Annotated in this window: 14 protein-coding genes; 8 read left to right on the top strand and 6 right to left on the bottom strand. The window is 57.3% G+C overall.

The features are described from left to right. Nucleotides 1–43: 43 nt before the first annotated feature. From fabF to HG800_RS10525, 8 genes are all read left to right on the top strand, one after another. The gene (fabF, locus tag HG800_RS10560; protein WP_169976592.1) at nucleotides 44–1,333 is read left to right on the top strand and encodes a beta-ketoacyl-ACP synthase II; all 1,290 of its coding nucleotides are present in this window, start codon (nucleotides 44–46) and stop codon (nucleotides 1,331–1,333) included. A 94-nt stretch (nucleotides 1,334–1,427) separates the two neighbouring features. After that, nucleotides 1,428–2,489 (top strand): alpha/beta hydrolase, encoded by a 1,062-nt coding sequence (locus tag HG800_RS10555; RefSeq protein ID WP_169976591.1) that lies wholly within the window; start codon nucleotides 1,428–1,430, stop codon nucleotides 2,487–2,489. A gap of 113 nt (nucleotides 2,490–2,602) precedes the next feature. Beyond that, complete coding sequence (locus tag HG800_RS10550; RefSeq protein WP_169976590.1) at nucleotides 2,603–4,309, top strand: GH3 auxin-responsive promoter family protein; 1,707 nt, start codon at nucleotides 2,603–2,605, stop codon at nucleotides 4,307–4,309. A gap of 108 nt (nucleotides 4,310–4,417) precedes the next feature. Further along, nucleotides 4,418–5,569 (top strand): DUF1571 domain-containing protein, encoded by a 1,152-nt coding sequence (locus HG800_RS10545; RefSeq protein ID WP_169976589.1) that lies wholly within the window; start codon nucleotides 4,418–4,420, stop codon nucleotides 5,567–5,569. 245 nt (nucleotides 5,570–5,814) lie between these two features. Further along, on the top strand, nucleotides 5,815–6,222 hold the full coding sequence (locus HG800_RS10540) for a response regulator (RefSeq protein WP_169976588.1): 408 nt from the start codon (nucleotides 5,815–5,817) through the stop codon (nucleotides 6,220–6,222). Between the two features lies 1 nt (nucleotide 6,223). Continuing rightward, complete coding sequence (locus tag HG800_RS10535; RefSeq protein WP_169976587.1) at nucleotides 6,224–7,597, top strand: HoxN/HupN/NixA family nickel/cobalt transporter; 1,374 nt, start codon at nucleotides 6,224–6,226, stop codon at nucleotides 7,595–7,597. 247 nt (nucleotides 7,598–7,844) lie between these two features. Beyond that, nucleotides 7,845–9,023 carry a dipeptide epimerase gene (locus HG800_RS10530; protein WP_169976586.1) on the top strand — a complete coding sequence of 393 codons (1,179 nt, stop codon included), beginning with the start codon at nucleotides 7,845–7,847 and terminating at the stop codon, nucleotides 9,021–9,023. Beyond that, the gene (locus tag HG800_RS10525; protein ID WP_315852011.1) at nucleotides 8,927–9,895 is read left to right on the top strand and encodes an alpha/beta fold hydrolase; all 969 of its coding nucleotides are present in this window, start codon (nucleotides 8,927–8,929) and stop codon (nucleotides 9,893–9,895) included. The genes HG800_RS10530 and HG800_RS10525 overlap by 97 nt, the downstream gene beginning before the upstream one ends. A 35-nt stretch (nucleotides 9,896–9,930) precedes the next feature. Here HG800_RS10525 and HG800_RS10520 read toward each other — a convergent pair whose 3' ends face one another. From HG800_RS10520 to HG800_RS10495, 6 genes are all read right to left on the bottom strand, one after another. Next, nucleotides 9,931–11,082: a hypothetical protein gene (locus tag HG800_RS10520; RefSeq protein WP_169976584.1), complete on the bottom strand. Its 1,152-nt coding sequence runs from the start codon at nucleotides 11,080–11,082 to the stop codon at nucleotides 9,931–9,933. A 60-nt stretch (nucleotides 11,083–11,142) separates the two neighbouring features. Further along, nucleotides 11,143–12,657: a class II fumarate hydratase gene (locus HG800_RS10515; RefSeq protein WP_169976583.1), complete on the bottom strand. Its 1,515-nt coding sequence runs from the start codon at nucleotides 12,655–12,657 to the stop codon at nucleotides 11,143–11,145. A 167-nt stretch (nucleotides 12,658–12,824) separates the two neighbouring features. After that, a complete protein-coding gene (locus HG800_RS10510; protein WP_235963578.1) occupies nucleotides 12,825–13,619 on the bottom strand; it encodes a UDP-2,3-diacylglucosamine diphosphatase in 795 nt (264 codons plus the stop codon). A 64-nt stretch (nucleotides 13,620–13,683) separates the two neighbouring features. Then, on the bottom strand, nucleotides 13,684–18,105 hold the full coding sequence (locus HG800_RS28405; RefSeq protein ID WP_390622629.1) for a DEAD/DEAH box helicase: 4,422 nt from the start codon (nucleotides 18,103–18,105) through the stop codon (nucleotides 13,684–13,686). A 158-nt stretch (nucleotides 18,106–18,263) separates the two neighbouring features. Then, nucleotides 18,264–19,724 (bottom strand): sulfatase, encoded by a 1,461-nt coding sequence (locus HG800_RS10500; RefSeq protein ID WP_169976580.1) that lies wholly within the window; start codon nucleotides 19,722–19,724, stop codon nucleotides 18,264–18,266. 144 nt (nucleotides 19,725–19,868) lie between these two features. Beyond that, nucleotides 19,869–21,329: a dihydrolipoyl dehydrogenase family protein gene (locus HG800_RS10495; protein WP_169976579.1), complete on the bottom strand. Its 1,461-nt coding sequence runs from the start codon at nucleotides 21,327–21,329 to the stop codon at nucleotides 19,869–19,871. Between the last annotated feature and the right edge of the window lie 63 nt (nucleotides 21,330–21,392).

Raw genomic sequence — 21,392 nt, 5'->3', positions numbered from 1 at the left:
AGCAATCTGGGCGTCATCGGCCGCGTTGCCCGAGGAATCACTTATGCGACGTCGCGTCGTCGTTACCGGGATGGGAATGGTTACCCCTGTCGGGGCCGACCTGGAATCGACCTGGAATGCCTTGCTGGCAGGGCGCAGCGGGGTTGATCGGATTACCTTGTTCGATGCCAGCACCTTTCCAACCCAGATCGCAGCGGAAGTCAAGGATTTTCGCCTGAACGCTTACATCGCTGATTGGGAACGCTACAACGAGTTTTCCCGAAATACTCAGTTTGCCCTGGCCGCAGCCAAAATGGCGTTTGACGATGCCGGTTATTCACAGGACGCTCGACCCGATCCGGCCTCGTTCGGCGTTTATCTTGGAGCAGGGGAGGGGCAGCAAGACTTCCCTCGGTTTGTCGACCTCGTGCATCGAGCCAGCAAGGAAACGAATCGCGTCGACATGGCCTCGTTCGTCCGGCAAGGTCTGGATCGTCTGCACCCGATCCACGAGGCTGAACAAGAGCCTGGCACCGCTTCTGCACATCTCGCAAGTTATCTCGATGCTCGCGGACCGAATGCCAGTTGTCTGACCGCCTGTGCCGCCAGCGCCCAGGCGATCGGTGAAGCCGTTGAGTTGATCCGCTACGGTGACGCAGACGTGATGCTCTCCGGCGGCACCCATAGTATGATTCACCCGTTCGGAGTCACTGGATTTAATCTGTTGACCGCCCTTTCAACTCGTAACGACGACCCACAACATGCCAGCCGACCCTTCGATCGTGATCGAGACGGCTTCATTATCGGAGAGGGTGCCGGCATGCTCATGCTCGAAGAACTCGAGCATGCCACCCGCCGTGGTGCGCGGATCTACGGGGAAATCCTCGGCTACGGTTCGACGGCTGATGCCTTCCGCTTGACCGACAGTCATGATGAAGGCCGAGGTGCGATCACCTGCATGAACGAAGCGATCCGCGATGCGGGCATTTCCCCAGAGCAAATCGATTACATCAATGCTCACGGAACCAGCACCGAAGTCAACGACCGCATCGAAACCCTTGCGATCAAGCGATCTCTCGGGGATCGGGCATACAATATCCCCATCTCCAGCACTAAGAGTATGATGGGCCACTTGATCGCAGCCACCGGCAGTGTCGAGGCCATCGTGTGTCTGCTCGCCATTCGAGACGGAATCGTCCCGCCCACGGCCAACCTCGACCATCCGAGTCCCGATTGCGACCTCGACTACATCCCCGGTGAAGCCCGTTCCTTGAAGGTGAACCTTGCTCTCTCCAACAGCTTCGGCTTTGGTGGGCAGAATATCGCGTTGATTCTCGGACGTTATCGAGATTGACCCTCGTTCCTTGACGTTTCACTGACCCCCTGTCCGACTCTCGTTGTGTGTCGGCTCGACTTGACGACGCTCGTCCGTCTGGAGTGATCACCACGTGTCCAGCACCCAGGTTGTTCTGCTCCTTACCCTTCTGCCCGTGATTGGGATTTTGACGTTCGTCGTCTACATCCTGGTCCGGTACACTCCGTATGTGAGCCGGATCTTCGAGGAAAGGCCGGTCTTCTTCCCGCTTCGTGTCGATCCCTTGCCCGAAGCGGAAGAAGTCACCTTCCTCACCAACGATGGGCTGGAACTCGTCGGAAGTTATTTCCGGACTCGTTCTCCTGAACGACTCGGGGTCATCGTCTTTTGCCACGAATTTCTTGGAAATCGCTGGAGTGCGCTCGCCTACGCCGATTCCCTTCGGGATGAAGGCTTCGACCTCTTCACCTTCGATTTCCGCAATCACGGAAATAGTGATATCGAAGAAGGTTACGAGCCCTTCCAATGGGTCTGCGGTCGGGAGGTTCGCGACCTTCAAGCAGCACTGAACTATCTGAGAACGCGACCAGATCGCGATCCTGCCGGTTTCGCCCTGTTCGGTGTCAGTCGCGGAGGGGGAACCGCCCTCTGCGTGGCCGCCGATGCCAGGGATGTCTGGGCCGTCGCCACCGACGGTGCCTTCCCGACGCGCGGCACCATGTTGGCCTATATTCTTCGCTGGGCGGAGATTTATGTCGGCCGGTGGTTCATCTGGCGGTATATGCCGGTCTCAATGTTCGCCTTCGTGGGATGGGTCGGGCGACTCCGCTCGCAGTGGCGTCTTCGTCGCGTCTTCCCAGACATTGAGCGAGCCGCGGCTCGACTGACGCCCCGTCCCTTGTTCATGATCCACGGTCAACGAGACGCCTACATCGGACCCTCGATCGCCCAGGGCCTGTTTGACGCCGCTCGGGAGCCCAAGGAACTCTGGCTCGTCCCTGGTGCCAAGCATAATCGCTGCCGGGAAATCTCTCCCGACGAGTACCGCTGCCGTGTGTCAACCTTCTTCCGGAATTCAGCACCCCGTGCCCGTTCGTCTCAGGTCGAACTCTCCGAAGTTGATGGGCAGGTCGTCGAACCATTTCTTCTGGAAGTCTCGCTATCCTCCGCTCACCGATCAACCGTCTCGGGTTGACAGTTGAGCGAACTCGTCGTCTCATGCTGACGCAGGGATGTTGAGGGCCTTCGAGTTCACTCAAAAGGCTCTGAGTGGGATGACTCCTCTTTCCTCGTCGAGCCAAAGACCCGATGTTCCATGTGATTCGCCGGTGGGCGGGCGCACCCATGGCCGAGCGGGCCCGGCGACTCGCCCGCGAATTTCTTCGAGCCACGACCGAGGCCGATCAAATCCAGCGCAATCGGTTGCTGGAATTGACGCGCCGCCATGCCGACAGCGACTTCGGTCGGGAGCATGGCTTTTCCTCGATCCAGTCTCCTGAGGATTATCAACGACGGGTTCCCATCCGCGACTATGATCAAATGGAGCCCTATCTGGCTCGCGTTCGAGAAGGGCATACCCACGCCCTCTTCGGTCCCAAAACCGAGGTCATGATGTTTGCCATGACCTCCGGCACCACCGCCCGTCCCAAGACAATTCCCGTCACCCGAGAATCGCTTAACGCCTACCGAGATGGATGGAAGATCTGGGGCATCCTTGCCTTTGATGCCCACGAAGGAATGTTGCGCGACGGCATGCGGCCGATCTTGCAACTCGCGAGCGACTGGCGGGAATCATCCACCTCCGCCGGAATCCCATGCGGGGCGATCACCGGCCTGACCGCCGCCATGCAGCACCCGCTCGTTCGACTGAATTACTGCATGCCCCCGGCGGCGTCCCGGATCAAACAGGTCGAAGCCAAGTACTATGTCGCGCTTCGCCTCTCCGTGGCTCGAAACCTCGGAGCGATCATTGCCGCCAATCCCAGCACCCTGCTCGGCATCGCTCGACTCGGGGATCGAGAGAAGGAAACGTTGATTCGCGACCTCCGCGACGGACGGATTGATCCGAAGTGGGAGATTCCGGACGACGTCCGCAAGAACCTTCGGTTGCGGACCCGATTTCGTCGTCCTGGCACGGCCCGTCGCCTGGAGGAGGTCGTGAACCGGACCGGTCAGTTGCTTCCCAAGGACTACTGGACCGACCTGCAACTGGTTGCCAACTGGACTGGTGGCACGATGGGAGCCTACCTGAACCAGTTCAGTGACGTTTTCGGTGAAGCCCCGATCCGAGACCCCGGCTTAATTGCCTCCGAAGGTCGGATGACGATTCCCGTCGAAGACCACTCCCCAGCCGGCATTCTCGACTACCAGCATCATTACTTCGAGTTCATTCCCGAGGAAGCCGAAGACGCCGATCAGCCTGAAGCCATCGGAGCAGCCGACCTCGTGGAAGGACGTCGTTATTTCATCCTCCTGACCACCGCCGGAGGTCTCTACCGCTATCAGATTCGTGATCTGGTGCAGTGTGTCGGGTTTGAGGGTCGAGCTCCGTTATTGACCTTCCTCAACAAAGGCTCCCACATCTCCAGCATGACTGGAGAGAAACTCTCCGAGTTCCAGGTCGTTGGTGCCTTGAAGACCGTTCAGCAGGAACTCGGGCTGACCCTGGGTTCATTCATCGTGCTGCCGACCTGGGGTGATCCTCCGTTTTATTCCTTGCTCGTCGAAAGCGACGATCTTCCCGGAGTCATTGATCCAAAGTTTCTCGCCGAGCGGATTGATCAGGAACTCTGTCGCCAAAATGTCGAGTACGAGAACAAGCGAGACACCCATCGCCTGGGTCCGATCCAGGTCCGTCGGGTCGTTCCTGGCTCCTGGGGCGATTTCCGATCGCGCCGATTGGCCTCGACTGGTGGCACCCTTGAGCAGTATAAACAACCTTGCTTGCTCTCGGATCTAAAGGTCATTTCGACCTTTACCTTTGCCGACGAGTCCAAGCAGTCCGGAGCGGCCTGACCGCTCCGTCTGATCGGTGGAGTCAATATCCCCGAAACCCGTTGAGCCGATCTCGCGATCGGCAAGCGGACACGGATGTCACCATGTCCCGGCTCGGAGGCCAAAGGGATGACATCGGGTCAGCATAGAAGCGAACTCCGCCTGCATGTCTTGCCGCTTCGTGACCTCACGGCGGTTCTGATGATTATGGTCTCAGGTTGTGCTCCCTTTCAAAAGACCTGGAACCCTCGGATCGGCGGGGATCGGCTGACGTCCGCCCCCAACCATGTTCCCCCGGTCCAGGACGGAACGGGAGCGACAGATTCCTACGCCTCACAACTGAACCTGAACGCTCGTCCGAGCGATTCCCTCGAGATTCCGTCCCCCAGACCGTTGAATGCTCCTGCGCCTGGTGCCATGCCGTTAGCCGATCCCACTCTCGCTCCGACTGAACCGGAGCCGGAGCGATTCTTGGCCGATCATCCTGATCCGCCGACCAATCCTCGTCCCACCAACGCTCCTGAAACCAGCTTTGCCTCCTCCCCTCCTGCACCCCCCGCTCCGGAGCCGACCGATCCGCTCGACGCCATTGATCTCCTGATGGATCAGGGGATCGCTCGATTAACCAGTATCCAGAATTACCGAGTCACGCTGGATCGACAGGAACGCGTTCGAGACTCGCTTCAACCAGCTGAAACGGTTGTGCTCAATGTCAGGACAGAACCCTTTGCCGTTCGCCTGGAATGGCCCGACGGGCCGAACCGAGGGCGGGAGGTGCTCTATTCTGAGACCGAATGCAATGGAATGATGCACATCAAGCTGGGGAAAACCCTCATCCCGGTTCCTCCCATGCAGCTTGAACCCTCAAGCCCATTGGCCCTGAGTAATAGCCGTCATCCGATCACCGAAGCGGGTCTGCTCCACATTCTCACTCAGACGAAAACACAGGTTGATAGAGTCCGATCAGGAGATCCCACTCTGGGCAACTTCACTCTTGAAGGGCCTCATGTTCCTGACGATTTCGAGGTCACCTGTCTCGAAGTCTTGCGAACGACTCCCGAAGGCGAATTCTGGAGGTTGGTGGTTGATCAATCAACAAGCCTGCCTGTCCTTCTTGAGGCAACCGCAGCCGACGGGCAACTGCTCGAACGCTATCACTTTCTCGATATTCAGACCAACCTGGATGAGCTCAACACAACCGACGCATTCGACCCTGCCGTCCGGTTCGGACGGCCGATCACCCTCCCAATAGATCGCCTCGCTACCGCCCAACCAGAATGACCTGTTGGGGTGGTTGCGACAGACACACGTTGCTTGATCTGCCAAACTGGCACTCTCGACCAAGGGATCCGCCGACATGAGTCAACTTCTCATCATGACCCTCTCAGCCATAACTTCTTGAAAAACTGTCGCTTGTGACCGATCGGCAGACAATTCTCGACTTCAATTCCGCTCCGGTCTACAATTTGCCGTCTCCTCCGAGTGACCTCACACCGATCTGACGCCTGTTGGGTGAGATACGTCCCGTGCCTGGCGATTCTCCTTTCTCGATCCTGATCACGGACGACGACTCCGAGACCCGAGAGTCGCTCCGCGAGATCTTCGAGCCTGCCGGCTACCGGACCCTCCTGGCGGAGACCGGGGAGGAGGCCGTTGATATCGCTCGCGACGAGGTGGTCCATCTCGCCTTGATGGACATGCACTTGCCTCGCCTCAGCGGCCTGGAAACGATGCAGTTGATCCGGCAGATCAAGGGGGTCTTGCCGATGATCCTCATCTCGGCCGATCAGGACGACAACCTCTTACGCAAAGCTCTGTCAGCTCACGCGTTCTGTGTCCTGGCCAAGCCGGTCAGCCGGAATGTCGTCATCTATGTTGTCACCCGAGCAATGGAAAAATTCTATCAGGCCGATCATCCGGGAGCCGCGGGTTAGATTGCCAACTGTTACGTTCTCCTGGTTTTGGGTCGCGATCGTCCTTGTCATTTCGATCGTCGCCCAGGAACCTGCGCAGGCTCACGACATCCCGAATGAGCGGGTGGATCGGGCAATTCAAATCATTCTCGACCCTCCCTCGCTTCAGGTCGTTTACGAGGTCAGCCAGACCGAGTGGACGCTCTATCAAGATCTCAAGCGACTCGCTCCAGAACGTGCAGGCGACGATCGAATTGATCGGATCGAGGGCTATGCGCGCATGATCGCCCCCCTGAATGCCCGAGGGTTGCTGGCCACCGTCGACCAAACCGAACTGTCCTGGACTATCGACGACGTGGCTGTGAACTTTGAGGAGCATCTGCTCCTCCGATTCGTCTTCCAGGCCTCGATTCCCGACCAGGGCCACCTTCGCGTCCTGGACTCGAATTATTCCTCATCTTACGGGATCAGTCGGCTCGCCCTTCGCCACGATGCGACAACCCAAATCAACGGATACAACGGGCCGCCCGAACTTGATGAGGTCGAAGACGTTCCGATCTTTCTGCTGTCCGACGAGGAGGAACGTCAGACCCGTGAAGTCTCGATTGACTATCTTCCCCTGGACCACTCGGCTGTTGCCCTCACCGCTCAACTCCCGGTGCCGTCTGATCCTCAATCCGAATCGGGAGAGGATGCAATTCCTGCGGGAGGTGATCGAGTCGAACCGCAACGGCTCACCCGGCTCTTCTGGGAGTCGTCGAAGACCCCTCGCGTCATCGTGTTCATGGCTGCCCTTCTCCTCGGAGCAGCCCATTCTCTACAGCCCGGCCACGGGAAATCCGTCGTCCTCGGAGCTTCGATCCAGGGAGATCACCCGGTCCAACAGGGTCTCCTGCTCGCAAGCTCAGCCGCAGGAGCTCATCTCATCCTGGCGGTGATCCTGGCCGTGATCGCGGTCTTGGTATTCCCTCCGCAGTTGGGGAACATTGATGGTCCGATGACCCGATCGGTCGGCCTTTTCCTTGCCATTCTTGGCACCTGGCGTCTCGGGACCATGCTGAACGGTCTGGCACCGAAGACCGATTCGCCAGGTACCGCGCTTCTCTCGCCTCGCGAAGCGATTCTCACCGGCCTGGCCATTGGGGCGATTCCCTGCTGGGACGCGGTGCTTTTGCTCGCTATGGCATGGGTCGTCGGAAACTTGGTGCTTGGCGTGGTCCTACTTCTGGCGTTCAGTCTTGGGGCCTCCGCGACGCTACTCGGAGTTGCTCTTTGTGCCGGATGGTTCCGACGACTGACCCCTCGTTTCCGTGGTTCTTCCCTCTTGCAACGATCACTCGGCGCGGCCGGCGGTTTACTCCTCGCCACCGTCGGAATGTCGATGTTCTTCTTCTAACCCCCGAGGACCCATCGGGTTCCATTGACCCCGTTCCCTCTGACACATCAAGCGCGATCCCCCTCGATCCCTCACTCAGGATTCGTGGTTGATCGGTTCGCAACCGGTGGGGATCGTCGCGAGAATCACCACGAGGGGCCCTTCATCATATAGTCAACCCACTGGAGTGAGCTGGTGCACGCTCCATTCGAATTCTCGGGGTAGAATTGGGCAAAGTGATCAAGAGACGCTCGGCTGGGGGATTTCGATGGGCTTGGTCAGGATTGAGGGGATTCATTTAGCCCTGCCGTTGAAAAAAGCGATCAAGCACGCTTCGTATGAGCGAACAGTCAGTGACAGCCTGATCGTTCGGGTTACGCTCGAGGATGGGACCGTCGGGTTCGGCGAGGGTGTGCCACGCTCGTATGTGACGGGTGAGACAATCGAGACGACCTTTGACGCTCTCGAAACCGGAGAGGTCGCCCAGCAAGTTGGATCACCCTCCGATTTTGTAGACGCTGTCGCTCGGATTGCCTCGATCCGACTCCCCAGCATTGAGAACGATCCCCGTGGAATGTTCGGCAATGCAGCACGATGCGCCGTGGAACTCGCACTCTTCGATGCCTACGGTCGGCGATTTGGGCAATCCCTCTCAGACGCAATCCGACAGCTTCTGACCGGTCGATCCTACCTCCGGAGCACTCCCGGTCCGGTGCGATACAGCGGTGCCATCACCGCAAATGGAGCACGAAAGGAACGGATTTCTTCCTGGAAGATGAGGATATATGGCTTTCATCAGGTGAAGGTCAAGGTTGGAGTCTCAGGCCAGGATGACCCGGCACGTCTTCGGCAATTCCGGAGTATTCTGGGAAGATCAACGGATCTTCGTATCGATGCGAATGAAGCCTGGTCGGCCGACGAATTGCTCGAACGTGTCGCTCCGTTGCGCGAATTCAATCCAACTGCGTTGGAACAGCCCGTCCCGCACCTCGAAGTCGAGCGACTGACCGAACTGCGTCCACAACTCGGGATTCCGATCATGCTCGATGAATCCCTTTGCGGAGAGCCCGACGCCCATCGAGCAATCGATTCTGGTCTCGCTGATCTGTTCAACGTTCGGATCTCGAAGTGTGGCGGAATCGCTCCCACCCTCCGCCTGATTAATCTCGCCGTTGAACATGGGCTGGGTGTGCAACTCGGATGTCATCCCGGAGAATCAGGTATCCTCTCTGCGGCTGGTCGCCACCTGGCATCCAACCTGGTCGGTCTTCGCTATCTGGAAGGGTCGTACGATCGCCACGTCTTGGCCGAGAACCTGACTGCTCCTGACATCACATTCCGTTACGGAGGATGGGCCGAGCCGCTCTCCGGCCCTGGCCTGGGAGTGGCCGTTCAGCATGCTCCGCTCGAACGAATGACGGTTGCTCGACGAGAACTCACACCATGATTGAGTCGACCACACACCGGATTCACACCACGGACGGTTACCCGATTCAGGTCACGCGATGGAAGCCGACGGTGGCACCGCATGCCATCTGCATCATCCTCCACGGAGTTCAGAGCCACGCCGGTTGGTATCATCGGCTCGGTCGATCGCTTGCCGAGTCAGGGATCGAAGCCCATTTCCCAGATCGTCGCGGGTCGGGTTCAAATCATCAAGATCGCGGACATTGTCCCTCCTCCGGAAGGCTCATCACGGACGTCCTCGAAATCTGCCGGAGTGTTCGTGAGCCTCACCCGTCCTTGCCGGTCATCCTTGGAGGAATCAGTTGGGGAGGAAAGCTAGTCGTCACTTCCGCGGCCCGACAACCCAATTTGATCCAAGGAATTGCCTTGATCTGTCCAGGACTTGAGCCAAGGGTCGGGGTCTCAACCTCCGAACGCCTCCGAATTGCAGCCGCATTCTTTGTGAACAGAAAGGCTCATTTCCCCATTCCACTGGCAGATCCCGCACTCTTCACCGCGAACCCCGAGGCCCAACGCTTCATTGCGAACGACCCCTTGAGTCTCCGAACCGCCTCGGCCGCACTCCTGGCTGCCAGTACGTTTCTCGATCGAAAAGCCCGGCGAGCTCCTTCCCGAGTCGAACAGCCCTGTCTCCTCATGCTCGCCGAGCATGATCGGATCGTCAACAACGATCGCACACGGGCCTATCTGGAACGGCTGAAGAGTCTCGACAAAACGATCATCGAATATCCCGACGCCCACCACACTCTTGAGTTCGAGCCAGACCCAGACCGCTATGCTCAGGATCTCGTTGACTGGATTAATGCCCGATGGGCCTCACACCATCAACGCAATCAGGTCGCTTCAGACTGAACCAGCATACCGACCCCGATTCCTCGAGACCTGCATCATCCGCCGATCGAGGGTCGCGAAGTCTTTTGGACTTCACTCTCATCCGGCAGTGGGATCGCTAGCAACTTTCGAGCTGCGAAAACTTTGGCTTCCATGGCGTTCCGAGGACCGTGCCGAGCGCCGATGGTCCGAGTCATCTGTTCGCTCAACTGCTCCACAAGATAGCTCTCTGGAGCCCCGAGACGCCTGAGCGAAGTGATGGTCTGCTCAAGGTCTCCACCTGCAAGGAACACATTGGCACCATAGTGTTGCTCCAGTTGCACGACCTCGAACGGTAAGGGGATGCGGTAATCACGGCAAAGCCCGTCAATGTGCGGACCAGCCTGACGTCCGTACTGGCGAATCGCCAGGGCAAGACACTGCAGGAAATGACGCCGCTGCGCGAGGGTCTGTACTGCAACCTGGCGTTCCGGTGTGTCGCTTCTGACTTGCTCCACGTTCTCCTGGCGATCCCGTCTCGCCTCCAGATGATCACCTCGCTGATGATCGGCGAGGCGATCCGCCTCCTCCCGAGGTGCGATCGGCGGCCGATGGAGACGGTCCTGATCCCAGACAATCACCGCGCTCGCGCGGCGAGGAACCTCAGCATCAGGCAAACGCTCTGGTTCCTCTGACGAGGGTTCTCGAGGGTCATTCAACGGCTCGGGAAATCCGAAGGGATCGACGACCGGGTTCTCAAGGGCCTCGGCTTCGTTTCCCCCGAGCTCCTCCAGGCCATCAGAGGGGTCAACTCCTCCACCTCCGGGAAGCCCTTCGGCAGGAATGACGTTCGAATTCGATTCGATGAAACGACTCTCCTCAGCGGCGTTTTCGGACGGATTCGGGAGCCGATTGGCCGGCGTCGACTCGGACTCTCGTTCTCCACCTTCCGCACCTCGAATCACCAGATTGCCTGGAGTGATCGCTGCGACCGGAACAGAATCCACCATGCGGGCTTCTTGCCTTGGTGGGTTTCGGAGAATGACCGATGGACCTCGATATTCCTGATAGACGATGTACGACGCGGTCGACAGCAGAAGAAGCAGCAACAGGAGTTCCCGTCCCCAGGTTGCTCGACCGCGTTGGACAATGATGATCGGCGCGGAATCGGCCGACCGATCTTCAACATCGTGTTCGACGCGATTGATTTGGTCGGCCTTATCCATCATTGATATCCCGCTGCTGTGCGTGGCCAGAAGGAAGGCTCTGAGCTCCAGGCACTCAGCCGGTCAACTGCCTGTCCCTCGGTGCGTCTGTCGCATCGGATCGAGCAGTTGATCAACCTCCGCCTGACGCAGAGGACCCGTTGCTTGAGCCGCGGGAGAGGCTGCGACTCCCAGGATCGCTTCGTAATCTGCCACGGGTTTGCCGACAAGATCGTTCACCACGTCTCGGACATTCCGGCCGGTCTTGGACGCCACCTTGGCCACCGCTGCCGCCGCATCATAGCCGATTCGAGGAGCCAGCGCCGTGCACATGGCCAGGCTCTGCTCAATCAGGGCGTGACAACGCTCCACGTTTGCTTCAAGGCCTCGAACCTCACCGAAGACGACCACCTCCGCATCGACCTGAATACAACGGCTTGCCAGCACGTTGGCTGCGCTGGTCAGTAATGAAATCGACTGAAGCAAGTTATAGGCCAGGACCGGCATCATTACGTTAAGCTCGAAATTCGAACCCAGCGCATTGGCCCATCCGATGGTCGCATCATTCCCCACCACCTGGGCCGCAACCATCATCACCGCCTCGGGGATCACCGGATTGACCTTCCCTGGCATGATCGAGCTGCCCGGCTGAAGCTCGGGAATCATTAGCTCGCCAATTCCACAACGGGGTCCCGAGGCGAGCCATCGGATCTGATTCGCCATGTTTGAGAGGCTGATTGCGACCGTCTTGCATGCTGCCGACGCTTCAACGGCCGCGTCCTTATTGGTCATCGCCTCAAAGTGGTTCGTCGCAGGGCGGAAGGCCAGGCGGAGTTCTTCCGAAAGCTTCGCCGCCATCCGTTCAGGGAATTCCTCGTGCGTATTCAGACCGGTCCCAACAGCAGTCCCTCCGATCGCGAGTTCACCCAGAGCCTCCCGAACGGCTGAAAGGCGACGGATCGAATGATCCACCTGGGCAGCGAATCCCGAGATTTCCTGTCCCAGCCGGATCGGCACCGCATCTTGCAGGTGAGTGCGGCCGATCTTCACAACTCCATCCAGTTCCGCGGCTTTTTGCTTCAACCGACGGCCCAGTTCGCTCATCGCAGGGATCAGCTGACGTTCGATCCCCTCGAAGGCTGCCAGGTGGATCGCCGTCGGAAACACATCATTCGAGGATTGACCGTAATTGACGTGATCGTTGGGATGGACGGGGCTCTTACCGCCTCGCTGGCCGGTCAAGGACTCATTGGCGACCCCCGCGATCACCTCATTCGTGTTCATGTTCGACGAGGTGCCGCTCCCGGTCTGGAACACGTCCACAACAAACTGGTCGTCGTGCCGCCCAGCGGCCACTGCGTCGGCGGCAGAAACGATCGCCTCAGCCAGTTTCGGGTCCAGCAGACCGAGGTCCCGGTTCACCTGGGCGGCGGCCTTCTTGATCAGCCCGAGCGATCGGATCATCGCCCGAGGCATTCGAAGACCGCTGATCGGGAAGTTCAACTCGGCCCGACGGGTCTGAGCCCCGTAATAGGCGTCCCTGGGAACCTCCATGCTCCCCATCGAATCCTTTTCGATCCGGGTCTGATCGCTCGACACGCTGACCTCCGCCTCCTCACCGAGGCTTGACTCTCAATAAACCGGAAAGTGCGCGTTCCAAAGCCCTACGCCCTGCCGGTGAAACGACATCTTGGTTGTATCGTAGGATGGGCGATCCGGCCGACGCAATCCCGGATTCCGAGCCGGTGTCGGCCAAACACCTCAACTCAATCCTCGCTCGCCTCCGAAGGAGAGGTTCGACCCGCTCGATCCATCACAATCGCGAGCGGCTGAGGATCACTCAACGGCCATTTCTCCAACCAGACTCGATTGCCCACAACGGCAACAAACGGGCAGGGGGGGTGCTCGGTCCAGGTCCCACTATTGACGTATCGAATCCCGTCAATCTCGCACTCGAACGCCGCATGCGTGTGTCCGCAGGTCACGTGATCGCACGACTTGGTACGGGCGTAATCCACAGCGCCATCACGCACCACCTCGCTATTGCGTTGAAACCGCTTTGAAATCCGCCGGATCCACCGAGCGGCGCGGTGGGGCACCCATTTCTGAATCACGTAGAAAAGGCCACACGCAACCGAGGTCATCCATTTGTATTTGGTAATAAAGTGGTCAAACTGATCTCCATGAAGAATGAGCAAACGAATCGTGCCATTGTCAAAAACATATTCGTCAAGAAAATCGACACCCACAATATGACTAATGACGTCGGCCGCCCCGTCATGATTGCCTCGAATCCAAGTAAGTCGAAGATCATCGCGATCTGAATGCCTTCGGATACTCCTCAGGCAGGCAAAATGCCGTTTGCTGAGCCGCTTAAAATTCAAATCATCGAAAATGTCACCATTAATCACCAGTTCAGAGGTCTGTTCTGCGGCCCACTCGAGAAATTCTTCCAGCAATCGGGCCTGACAGACATCGCTGCCGAGATGCAAATCACTGATAATCAAACAGTCATAAGGGCGATGGTTATCACTCGTGTGCTCAGGAGGAAGATCGATCATCGCCATACCTCGTCCAGTGACACGAAGCGAGCGCCCTTTCTGTGCTCGAGCTTGAAGAAGCCTATCATGCGGAAGGGCCTGATGACCACCCCGCATAAAACGCCAACCCGGGCGGGTTCCTCACGAAACCGGCTCGAAGCAAACTCCCGGCAAAATTGCTCCTGAGCGCGGGCTGGCCGTTGATCTCATTGATCTTGAGTACACGTCTCCCTGGAGCGACCAATCGGCTCAACATACCGAACGCCTTCTCGATCTCCTCACCCTCGACCCAGGGAAGCACCGTGAGCCTTCGAGCAAAACGCTCCGAGAGAATCGCCGGTCGCCCGTGCAACAACACAAGGTGATTTGAGCTTGATCGAGCAAATCGAATTCCCAGATCTTCCCGGAGAGGGAACGCGAACGGCGCTCCCGATCCATAAAGGTTGGCCGGATCGATTGTCGAAATCAACACGGGCCGTGAGTTCTGCTCCTGAACATGGTGCTGTCGGAGCGCTTCGACGAACGACTCGGTTGCGAACTGCACTCCGGAAAGCCCTGAAACAAAATATCCTCTCCGAACCTCGCCTCGTAACTCGGCCAGATCTAACGCAGCTCTCAACTCGGACCATGCTGGAGCCCAGCGATCAAGTTTGGCCGTCTCGCGACATAAGACCCCGTAGCGATTGAGAAGAAGACTCGCCCACGTCTCGATGGAACCATTGGTTCCGGGTTCTCTCACGTCAGATTTCGCGAATACCAACCAGTTGACGTCGGAAGATTCCCACTGCCCGCCTCGAATCGCCTCGCGAGGTCTCCGAGATCGGCGCGAATTCCGACTCACCGGTGCTCTCGTCACCAGGGAAGCCCTTCCAAGACTCGAATGTCGGACGGGATCGAACTGGTCACCTCCGATTAAGCCATGTTTCCAGAGTTCTTCAATCGCAGAGATCACCCGAATCGGATCGATCTCACTGTTTGCGACAAGCTCATTGGTTTCGAGGCTCCCCTTCGATCTCAGCAGCCCGAGGAGTGTCTCTGCATCGGGAGACATGGATGAAACCGGCTTCATCGTCCCCCACTCTCCCGAGAAATCGGGGGGGACCAGGGAAAGGAAAAGCTCTCCCCCATCCTCAACCAAACATCGCCAGTGCCACTGTTCGGTTCTTAAGAACTGGTCGAGAATGCGAGGATTCGAGATGCCCATCCTTCTCACCAACACTTCTGAATCCCAGAACTCGATCGGTGCTGGAAACCCCGCCAACCGCCGAAGCAAGGTTTCGTCAATCGCTTCCCCAGAAGTTCGGATCTCTCGATCAAGTCCATGATGCGTCACAAGCACATCGACAAAAGTTTCCGGATCAACCGAAACCGATTCCTTCCGTCTCAATGCGATTGTGATTCGCTGGAGATCGTCGAAATTGCGACGTTCGATCCACCGATCTGGGCCGGAGTCAGGCGATTTACGAAAGGGGACGAGCTCACCAGTTCGAGCAAGATGATCAACAATCCCTTGTGCGACTGAAAGAGGCATCCCGTAACGCGCCGCAACCTGATCAAGATTGACCACAGCGTGAGACCGAAAATAGGACCGGATGATCTGGGTCCTTGCCACCTCCCTGGTAATGGGCTCGTGCTGAGAATGCTTGGAAAAATCCAGTTCGATCCCGAGATTATCCACTTCGAATGCAGCGACATAAATTGGAAGCAATTCCGTCGAGATCCATCGAATGGGAAGCTCGACTCCAGCAATATCAATTCGAGTTGCCATTCCTCGATCCATCAGTTCTTCAATATGCGGCTGTATGGCTTGAGAGTAATCTCCTTCGTCGATGTCCCCACAATACCGAAGCAACTCCACCAGTTCTTCGGGCGTTCGAGGAGGAGAGGATCGCCCTCGAAGCCGAGCTTCAAGCTGCTCGCACGCATCAGGATCAATCGGCCCGATTCGAGGTTCGGAATCCGCTGGCTCGTGGTGCTCGATCTCCCGAAACGGGTCCTTCCAATATCGCCTTCGACGTCTCAACGACCGCTGGGTCTGCGATCGGAGTCTGCCGGATATCTGATGAAGCAACTCCGAGGCAAAAGGAGAGAGGGGCGTTCCCAGGGGAATCGACTCCACCGTGATGAAGCCATCATTGAGCTTCAGAAAAAACGATTGAAGCTCGGCAAGTTCAAGATCCTCGGAAAGACATTCACGAATCGCTTCACGGAATAAAGGATGTTCCCGATCGACGGAAATCGACTTGAACAACGTTTCCGCACGATGCCGTTGGAACCAAAGTGGAGTTCGAACAGAGGACGTGGCACTTGCCATCGGCAAGGCCCGATTTGTAACCTGCCGAAACCGCATCTGAAACAGAGGACTATCCCAAAGTTCTCTGACGAGAATTGTCTCACACTGAGCCGGAGTGATTCCCTCAAACAGGTTCCAGTCAGGGGAAACCCATTCCGGAAACTGGATCAAGAGACCGTCATCAACATGATAACCAAGGGGGATGATTCCCAGTCGGTCCCGATGGAACCCTTGAAGCACGAACTTCAAGGCCAGGTGGAACCGTCTTCCGAACGGAGACTGAATCAAGAACGACAACAGTTTCGACTCATCGAAAAACGATTCAACGAGAACTTGCCTCTCATTTGGCACCACCCCAACCGAATCAAGTTGTTCTCTGATGATTGCGACCAGCTTTTCTGAGAGCTTGTGATCGAGAGAAAGACTTTGAGACAACCACTCGACACAGTTCTCATCTTTGGCTCGAAGTGCAATTTGCCTTCGAAGTGCTCCGATCCGGAGACCAAGTAGGCTTGACCGACCCAGTCCTTCTCCCCTCCAGAAGGGCACGATTCCCGGACGTCCCTCCGCGGGACTGACCAGAACGCGCTTGGGATCAATCGATCGAATCATCCAGGAAGAAGTTCCGAGCTGAACAATATCCCCCACGCGACGTTCCATCACAAAATCTTCATCCAGTTCACCGAGTCTCGTTTCTCCCTCAAGTACCACGGGAAGCTGACCTGCGTCAGGAATTGTGTTTCCCCCTTGGATCGCGAGGCGTCGTGTCACCGGAAGAGGCTCCAATCGATTTGCAACGCGATTCCAGTGGAGTCGAGCACGGAGATCGCGTATGTCGATGGAACTCGATCGACCTGAGAGCAGGAAGAGAACGGAATCAAACTCTTCTCGAGAAAGATTTCGATAGGGATAAGCGTGTTTGAATAATTCGAAAAGCGAATCGACCTCCCAGGATTCCACCGCAACGCATGCAAGAATTTGCTGGGCAAGCACATCGAGGCATCGTTCAGGAATTTGGAGAGGTTCGACAGCTCCATGCCGAATGGCTTCGGCAAGCGCGACCAGTTCAATGTGTTCGGAATCGGTCCTCGCAAACAGTTGAGCTCGGCTGACTTCATTCACCGAATGTCCGGCTCGACCGACTCGTTGTAGGCTTCTGGCCACGCTTCCAGGTGAGCCGATTTGACACACCTGGTCAATCGTGCCGACATCAATGCCCAATTCCAAGGAAGCCGTTGCCACCACGGCCGAAAGGTTCCCGTCCTTGAGTGCTGCTTCTGTCGCTCGGCGCTGCTCAAGACTTAAACTTCCGTGGTGGGACCGGACCATCGGTCGTACCTCTGCCCCACCCTGTGGCGGATTTTGTTTCCCGTTCAGATCATTCAACCGATTGGTGAGCCGTTCGACTTCCGCTCGGTGATTCACAAAAATCAATGTCGATCGAGAGTCGCGGATGACATCGAGCAACTGAACTTCAAGGTCGTTGCGTTCCATGTTTGGGACCGCGCGATCGACCGATCGAACCGTGATCTGAATCGATTTGGAACTCCCCGCATCAACAATCGTGACCGGTCGACGAACTCTCCGGCGACGCCCCGTAGTCGATGAGACGGTGCGCCATCCTCCAAGGAATGCACCAACTTCCTTGACCGGATTCAGCGTCGCCGACAACCCAATGCGAAGAAACGCGCGAGGGGTGAGGCGTTCGAGTCGTTCCAGCAAGACAGCAAGACTCACACCCCGCTTCCGGGAACAAAGCTCGTGGATCTCATCCACGATCACATGAGTCACGCTTCGAAGCGTTTCCCGCTGGCGACTTGTCAACATCAAATGAAACGATTCGGGTGTCGTGATCAGGATCTCAGGAGGGTGTTTCAGTTGATCGCGTCGTTCGGAGGAGGATGTGTCACCCGTGCGTACCCCAACACTCAGGCATCGAAGTGGCGTACCCATCCGCTCGGCCGTTTGAACAATCCCTGTGAGTGGCAATTCAAGATTGATCGCAACGTCGGAGTTGAGCGCCTTCAACGGTGAAACATAAAGAATCTTAACGCCTTCAGAACCCGATGCCTTCCATGCGAGATCAAGGCCTGCGAGGAACGCTGCCAGCGTTTTTCCCGTTCCAGTCGGAGCACAAATTAATGTGTGCCGACCAGAGGCAATCGAAGGCCAGCCTTCGTGTTGCGCTCTCGTCGGTGTCCCGAAGGTTTCCATAAACCAGGCGCGGACCGGTGGCAACGCCCAATCCAATGCCATTGACTCATCGCGCGTGAATCGGCGGGGTGACAACGAAATCGCTCAAATAGAAACATCGGAGAAGGGAGTTGCGTGACTCAATCCACAGAGACAAAGTGCGTCATTTCTCAACGGAACTACGGGGTCCATGGTTCCGGTCCACCTTCTCTCGCTCGAAGAAATTCTGCTCCCACCTCCTGATACCAGGAATGCAGGCGCTTTCGAAGGGAATCCGCCACCTCAGGGTGATCGAAGGCAAGATCGTGTCTCTCACCCACGTCTCGCGACAGATCGTAAAGATGGATACGCCCATCCTCAAACCGTTCGATTAGCTTGAAATTGCCCGATCGGATCGCCCCTCCCGGAAATCCACCCTGATTGGAATAATGCGGATAGTGCCAGTACAGTGCGTCACGAGCGAGTGAATCCTCCTCCCCTTTCAGCAAGGGGACCAAACTCAATCCATCACGATGCTGTTCCGGAAGTAAAGGAATTCCCGCAATATCGAGCAAAGTCGGATAAAAGTCAGTACTCATCACTGGAACGTCACATGTCCCACCCGAGTCAGTGACTCCGGGCCAGGCAATGAGATAGGGCTCGCGAATGCCTCCTTCGTATAGCCATCCCTTGCCCCCTCGAAACGGAAGATTTGAGGTCGGAGACCCTTCAGATGTCGACAGCCCACCATTATCTGACATAAAGCAAATCACGGTGTTATCACTCAGTCCTAGCTCGTCGAGTTCATCCAGTACCCTCCCGACCGCCTGATCCATGCTCTGCACCATGGCCGCATAAGTGGGGTGGCTCTGCACCACTCGTACCCGTCTTGGACCGGCATCCGGCCAGACTTGTTCCTCCGAGGCGAACTGATCGGCTTCGCTTACCTTCAGTCGGGCCGCTTTCGCCTGGTACGCCTCAACCCGATCATCCAGCGCCTGAAGCGGCGTGTGAACAGAATAGAAAGAAAGGTAGATGAAAAACCGATCATCTTTGAAGGCGCGGATTAACCCAGCTGCCTCGCCCGCCAGTCGATCGGTCAGATACTCGCCGTCCGGACCATCTTCGAGATAAGGGTTCTCATATGGCGAGAAGTATCCTCCTGGAGGCGATCCCACCCGAAATCCCCCGATATTAACGTCAAAACCCTGGGATTTCGGTCCAAACTTCTCGGTCGGTCCCAGATGCCATTTTCCAAGGAACGCAGTTCGATAGCCTGCCGTCTTCAATGCCTCGCCCAGAGTGAACTCCTCCAGGGGCATCACGTCCTTCAATGGAGCAGGGCGAAACCGTCCTTCCCTCACCCCAGAGAACCAGTTCGTCGCTCCAACTCGTGTCGGGTACTTCCCGGTCATCAGACTGTAGCGTGTCGGACTGCAAACCGGATTGGCCCCATAACCACTGGTAAACCGCATGGAACGCGATGCCAGACGGCTCAGGTTTGGCGTCTCGTAAAAGGTTTCTGGGTGATACGGTTCAAGGTCCATTACCCCGAGATCGTCCACGAGAAAAAACACGATGTTCGGCCCCTCGGCCGACTCACTTCGCGTGGGAACGATGATCAGCATTCCCATCAGAACCACTTGCAGCATGCGAGTCATGGTGCACCTTTCCCTCTGAAGCAGTTCGCAAATGCCTGTTCGTCGTTCAAAGAGTTGCCGTATTCGGCTCTCCAGAGCCTTGTCAGCGATGATCTCGGCTCAAAATGACCAGGGTCGGATGTGGTGAACCTCGATCCAAGCACATCAGATTTCAGGACTGGATTCCGATCGCGCTGTTATCCCCGACGCAGGTTCATATCCATATACAATACGCAAAGCAGCTCGGGTCAGCCCATGTTCCAGACGAGTCGAAGCGAACCTGGTCGCCAGGGCTCGGACGAGTCCGGCATGAGTCGGATAAGGGTGAATGGTGTTGAGAAGTTGATGCAGGGTCAATCCTTGATCCATCGCGAGAACGAATTCCTGCAGGACCAAAGCGGCATTGTCTCCCAGAATGGTCGCACCAAGAAGCTTTCCCGAAGGTGTGACAACGACCTTGGCAAAGCCCTGAGTGCGGCCTTCAATCCGAGCCCGATCGAGTTCTTCGTATTCAACCTGAAGGATCCGAACAGATTCCGAGGCATCGAATCCGGAGGTTCGGCCCACAGAGGCGACCTCCGGATCCGTGAAGGTCGTTCGAGGAATGACCGATTCGTCATACCGTTTGGGAATCCCTAGAACCGCATTCTGAAAGACCACAGCGGCTTCCCGCTCGGCCGCATGGGTCCACTGGTTCCGACCAATCACATCACCAATTGCATAAATCCTCCGGGCATACGTCTGGAGGTACGCATTGACCGGAATGCCTCGTTCGGGATCAGCCTCAATCCCCACTGCGTCCAAATTCAAGGATTCCACATTGGCTCGGCGTCCTGCGGCCACAAGTAGCATCTCTCTCAACGCTTGATAACTGTTCCCGGTCTGCCGGTCGACAAAATGAACGACCTTCCCGTCGTCCCGGCATTCAATCGTGTCAATTTCGGCGTTCGTGAAAATTTTGATCCCTTCAGATTCCAGGCACGCTCGAAGCCGATTGCTGACCTCAGGGTCTTCCTGCGGCAGGATTCGAGGGGCCGTTTCAATGATCGTCACCTCCACTCCGAGGCGAGCTAGCGCTTGTGAGAGTTCGAGCCCCACAGCGCCCGCACCGATCACCACAAGCGATTCCGGCCGATCCGTCAGTGTCCAAATCGTTTCGTTCGTCAGGGGATTGGCCGCCTCAAGCCCCTTGATCGGGGGAATTGCCGGGCGTGAGCCGGTCGCGATCACGAATGCTCGCCCTTGGATCGGACGAGTCTCGTCGACGACCACCGTGTCATAGGCCTCAAATCGACCTCGGCCCGAGATAACCTCTACACCCCGAGCCTGCATCGCTTCGATGTCCGAGACCGCAAAGGAAGACACGACCGACCGCACGCGACTCATCACACGACCGAAGTCGATTGCTGGAGCACTCACCGTGATGCCATAACGTTCAGCATGGTGGATGCGACGAGCCAGATCCGCCACATGAATCAGTGCCTTACTGGGAACACAAGCTGTAAACGTGCACTCGCCGCCGAGCTGGTTTGCCTCAATCAGGGCCACCTTCGCGCCAACTGCTGCCGCGGCTCCAGAAACGTTCAACCCTCCCGAACCGCCCCCGAGGACCACGAGGTCATACATGGCTGAGCCTCTCGATCCCCCCGACTTTTCCGAGATTCGCGAAGGCCTGGCAATCGCGTCGCG

Source organism: Tautonia rosea, assembly GCF_012958305.1.
Lineage (GTDB): Bacteria > Planctomycetota > Planctomycetia > Isosphaerales > Isosphaeraceae > Tautonia > Tautonia rosea.
This window is presented reverse-complemented; position numbering and strand designations above follow the sequence as displayed.

Bases quoted from the DNA above. Each gene is read 5' to 3' on its own strand.
- fabF (WP_169976592.1), top strand. From the start codon at position 44: ATGCGACGTCGCGTCGTCGTTACCGGGATGGGAATGGTTACCCCTGTC.
- HG800_RS10550 (WP_169976590.1), top strand. From the start codon at position 2,603: ATGTTCCATGTGATTCGCCGGTGGGCGGGCGCACCCATGGCCGAGCGG.
- HG800_RS10545 (WP_169976589.1), top strand. From the start codon at position 4,418: ATGACATCGGGTCAGCATAGAAGCGAACTCCGCCTGCATGTCTTGCCG.
- HG800_RS10530 (WP_169976586.1), top strand. From the start codon at position 7,845: ATGGGCTTGGTCAGGATTGAGGGGATTCATTTAGCCCTGCCGTTGAAA.
- HG800_RS10525 (WP_315852011.1), top strand. From the start codon at position 8,927: ATGGGCCGAGCCGCTCTCCGGCCCTGGCCTGGGAGTGGCCGTTCAGCA.
- HG800_RS10520 (WP_169976584.1), bottom strand. From the start codon at position 11,082: ATGATGGATAAGGCCGACCAAATCAATCGCGTCGAACACGATGTTGAA.
- HG800_RS10510 (WP_235963578.1), bottom strand. From the start codon at position 13,619: ATGATCGATCTTCCTCCTGAGCACACGAGTGATAACCATCGCCCTTAT.
- HG800_RS28405 (WP_390622629.1), bottom strand. From the start codon at position 18,105: ATGGAAACCTTCGGGACACCGACGAGAGCGCAACACGAAGGCTGGCCT.
- HG800_RS10500 (WP_169976580.1), bottom strand. From the start codon at position 19,724: ATGACTCGCATGCTGCAAGTGGTTCTGATGGGAATGCTGATCATCGTT.
- HG800_RS10495 (WP_169976579.1), bottom strand. From the start codon at position 21,329: ATGTATGACCTCGTGGTCCTCGGGGGCGGTTCGGGAGGGTTGAACGTT.